This is a genomic window from Gilliamella sp. BG2 (genome assembly GCF_046635645.1).
Lineage (GTDB): Bacteria > Pseudomonadota > Gammaproteobacteria > Enterobacterales > Orbaceae > Gilliamella > Gilliamella bombi.
In genome coordinates, this window is record NZ_JBIDFF010000061.1 from 1 (window position 1) to 2,894 (window position 2,894).

Annotated in this window: 7 protein-coding genes; all 7 read left to right on the top strand. The window is 35.6% G+C overall.

Annotation, left to right across the window (positions count from 1 at the left end; translation table 11 throughout):
• Positions 1–147 precede the first annotated feature (147 nt).
• Positions 148–495, top strand: a complete 348-nt coding sequence (locus tag ACGH6Q_RS12125; protein WP_411592968.1) for a hypothetical protein — start codon at positions 148–150, stop codon at positions 493–495.
• 2 nt (positions 496–497) lie between these two features.
• Positions 498–698: a hypothetical protein gene (locus ACGH6Q_RS12130; protein WP_296318132.1), complete on the top strand. Its 201-nt coding sequence runs from the start codon at positions 498–500 to the stop codon at positions 696–698.
• 1 nt (position 699) lies between these two features.
• A complete protein-coding gene (locus ACGH6Q_RS12135) occupies positions 700–999 on the top strand; it encodes a hypothetical protein (protein ID WP_065589196.1) in 300 nt (99 codons plus the stop codon).
• Positions 1,000–1,002: 3 nt separating this feature from the next.
• Positions 1,003–1,281, top strand: coding sequence for a hypothetical protein (locus tag ACGH6Q_RS12140; RefSeq protein WP_411592969.1), 279 nt, complete (start codon positions 1,003–1,005; stop codon positions 1,279–1,281).
• The gene (locus ACGH6Q_RS12145; RefSeq protein ID WP_411592970.1) at positions 1,271–1,681 is read left to right on the top strand and encodes a single-stranded DNA-binding protein; all 411 of its coding nucleotides are present in this window, start codon (positions 1,271–1,273) and stop codon (positions 1,679–1,681) included. The genes ACGH6Q_RS12140 and ACGH6Q_RS12145 overlap by 11 nt, the downstream gene beginning before the upstream one ends.
• A gap of 136 nt (positions 1,682–1,817) precedes the next feature.
• The gene (locus ACGH6Q_RS12150) at positions 1,818–2,693 is read left to right on the top strand and encodes an SPFH domain-containing protein (protein WP_411592971.1); all 876 of its coding nucleotides are present in this window, start codon (positions 1,818–1,820) and stop codon (positions 2,691–2,693) included.
• Positions 2,694–2,811: 118 nt separating this feature from the next.
• Positions 2,812–2,894 (top strand): DUF3850 domain-containing protein (locus ACGH6Q_RS12155; protein WP_411592963.1); only part of this gene is annotated, 83 nt, incomplete at its 3' end.

Sequence of the window (2,894 nt, forward strand, 5' to 3'; positions counted from 1 at the left end):
GCATGAGAACAGAAATCGCAAATAATGATATTTATTATGCATATGATGAATCGGGTGTTATGTGCCCGTGGTATCACGTTCCTGTCCTTATGGGCGATTTTATTAGCATTCAATTAGTACCAGAAACTGATTTAACGGAGGTGATTAATGACTAAATTAAACTGGCGTAAATTTCCAGATGAAAAACCTTGCGGCACAGACGCTGACGATATCATTATCGTTATAAAAAAGCCGTTTTATGAACCTTACACTCAAGTGTGTGGTTATAATGAACGTGAACATTATTTTTTCGTGTACAGACTGCACACAGATGGTGAATATGATGAATCTGTTATTGATGAACACATAACACACTGGACGTATGTAGATGAAGTAGAAATAGAAGTTGATAAAGCTGAATATGAAGCTGCGGAAGATAAAAATGCTTACGAAAGAGAGTTAGTTGATTCTTATCTTCAAGAACTTGTAGCGATCGGAATAGGTATTAAGGAGTAATTATGAAATATTTTACGTATGACCACAACGGCGATGGTTTTGAATATCACAACACAGAAGAAGAAGCAAAAAGCTATGCTGAACAATGCTTGGATTTTTATTTGCAAAACGACAATCATGATTTCGTTGATATTTGTTGGGGTGAGATAAAAGAGTCTGTGTATTCAAATGATGCAGTGCTTGAGTTAAAAGAGGTTAAATAATATGCAATGGATAGACAACAATTTAATAGATGATAAAAACAAATATTTAGTCGGTTTTGAACGTGGTGGTGACTGCTGTGACTGGGCTGATATCACTGTTTATGATAATGACGGAAATGATATAACTGAAGATGATCTAACAGATTGGGAGTTTTGCGAATTTCCAGATTTAAGCAATATAGACGGTGAAGATAGGATCGCTATTGTTAATAAAAAACTTGGCGTTACAGGTTATGTGCATTGTGAAAGCTCGAATAATGGCTATTATTCAGCATGTTATTGGGCTGAAAAAACGGAGTAAATTATGATTACAGATGAAGAATGGAAGAAGCTAAAAGTTGGGGGTGTTATTTGGTACACATGTCAACTAGCGTTAAAACCAGAAAAACTAATAATTACAAAAATAACAGAAAATCTTGTTTATTTTAACAAAACAAGATTTGATAAGAAGGATTATTTATTGCATTCAAGTTTAAACGACGCAACGCAAGCTGTAAATTTTAGATTAGAAAAACGAATTGAAAAAATACAGCATCAAATTGACGAAAATTTAAAACAACTGGAGCAAGAAAATGGCAAATAATTTAAATCAGTGTCTATTCACGGGAAGAATTGGGAAAATCGAGGAGCGTTACACTTCTGATAACAAGTTAATCGTTAATTTCACGATGGCAATCGGTAGCTACAAGAAGAATGGTGATAACTACGAAAACGTCACAGACTGGGCTAACTTACGAGCGTTCGGTAAGATTGCTGAGAAAGTGCGAGATAAAGGCAAAGGTGCTTTTATTCGTGTTACAGCTCGCTATAAAACAGATAAATGGCAAGACCAATACGGCAACAACAAAACAGCTATTTATTTTATAGTTGATGATTTTGAAGCGTTAACGTTCGATAAAAGCGGTAATCAGTCAGAACAATCATCTGAGCAAACACCGGCTCAGGCTCAGCAAGATACATTTGATGACAATATCCCATTCTAATCAATTAGTTAAATAAACCGCTCATGTAGCGTTTTTTTATTGGTGAATACTATGCAATTTATGATGGGTGTAGCTATTGCGCTACTTATTATGATTCTATTAATTCTTATGCAACTATATAAAAAGTGAGGTAAAAATGAAAGAGAAACGCACTACTGAGATGTCTATATTAAAAATTGTGTTTATCGCGATAGCTATCGTTGTTGGATTATATATCGCAATAGCCGGCTGGTATACGGTGGACGCAGGCGAGCGAGCGGTTCAATTAAGAAATGGCGCTATAACTCGCACAAATGATGCTGGTTTATATTTTAAATTACCGTTTATCGATTCTGTTAAGTATATTAGCACTCGCACTCAAAATCGTTCATTCAATGAATTATCAACATATAGCAAGGACCAGCAACCAGCGAAAATTCGGGCATCTGTTACATATAAAGTACCGGCAGGAGAAGCAGAAAATGTTTATCTGAATTTTAGAGATATCGAGGGTTTAGCTTCAAATACAATTGAGCGACAAGTACCGAATCAGATTGAAAACGTATTCGGGCATTATAGTGCTATTGAAGCTGTTCAAAAACGTGCACAGCTAACAAAAGACGTTAATGACGCGATTAAACAATCACTAGAAAATTACCCAATTATTGTTGAGTCTGTGCAAATTGAAGACATTGATTTTTCAAGAGCTTATGAACAATCTGTTGAAGATAGAATGAAAGCGGAAGTTGAAGTTCAAACTCAAAAACAAAATTTAGAGAAAGAAAAAATCACAGCAGAAATAGCGGTTACAAAAGCGCAGGCTGTCGCTGACAGTACGTTAGCGCAAGCGAAAGCCGAAGCTGAAGCTGTAATTCTAAGAGGTGAGGCGGAAGCAAAAGCAATCACAGCTAAAACAAAAGCGTTACAAGCTAACTCTGCGCTAGTTGAATTAACAAAAGCAGAAAAATGGGATGGTAAACTGCCCGCTACTGTATTGCCGAATTCAGCATTGCCGTTTATTGACACAAAATAATATAACCGCTTCGGCGGTTTCTCTTACGCGCTTTATTTCAACCACCCTATTCTATTAATTATTAAATATCTGCGCTGATTATTTAGCGTGCGATAACTAATGTCTAAAGGAAACAATAATGACAACACACGAACTAAAAATTAAATCAAAGTATTTTATGGATGTTGTAAAAGGCATAAAAAAGGCTGAAATACGCTACAA

Coding starts and splice junctions, on each gene's coding strand:
- ACGH6Q_RS12125 (WP_411592968.1), top strand. CDS start 148: ATGACTAAATTAAACTGGCGTAAATTTCCAGATGAAAAACCTTGCGGC.
- ACGH6Q_RS12130 (WP_296318132.1), top strand. CDS start 498: ATGAAATATTTTACGTATGACCACAACGGCGATGGTTTTGAATATCAC.
- ACGH6Q_RS12135 (WP_065589196.1), top strand. CDS start 700: ATGCAATGGATAGACAACAATTTAATAGATGATAAAAACAAATATTTA.
- ACGH6Q_RS12140 (WP_411592969.1), top strand. CDS start 1,003: ATGATTACAGATGAAGAATGGAAGAAGCTAAAAGTTGGGGGTGTTATT.
- ACGH6Q_RS12145 (WP_411592970.1), top strand. CDS start 1,271: ATGGCAAATAATTTAAATCAGTGTCTATTCACGGGAAGAATTGGGAAA.
- ACGH6Q_RS12150 (WP_411592971.1), top strand. CDS start 1,818: ATGAAAGAGAAACGCACTACTGAGATGTCTATATTAAAAATTGTGTTT.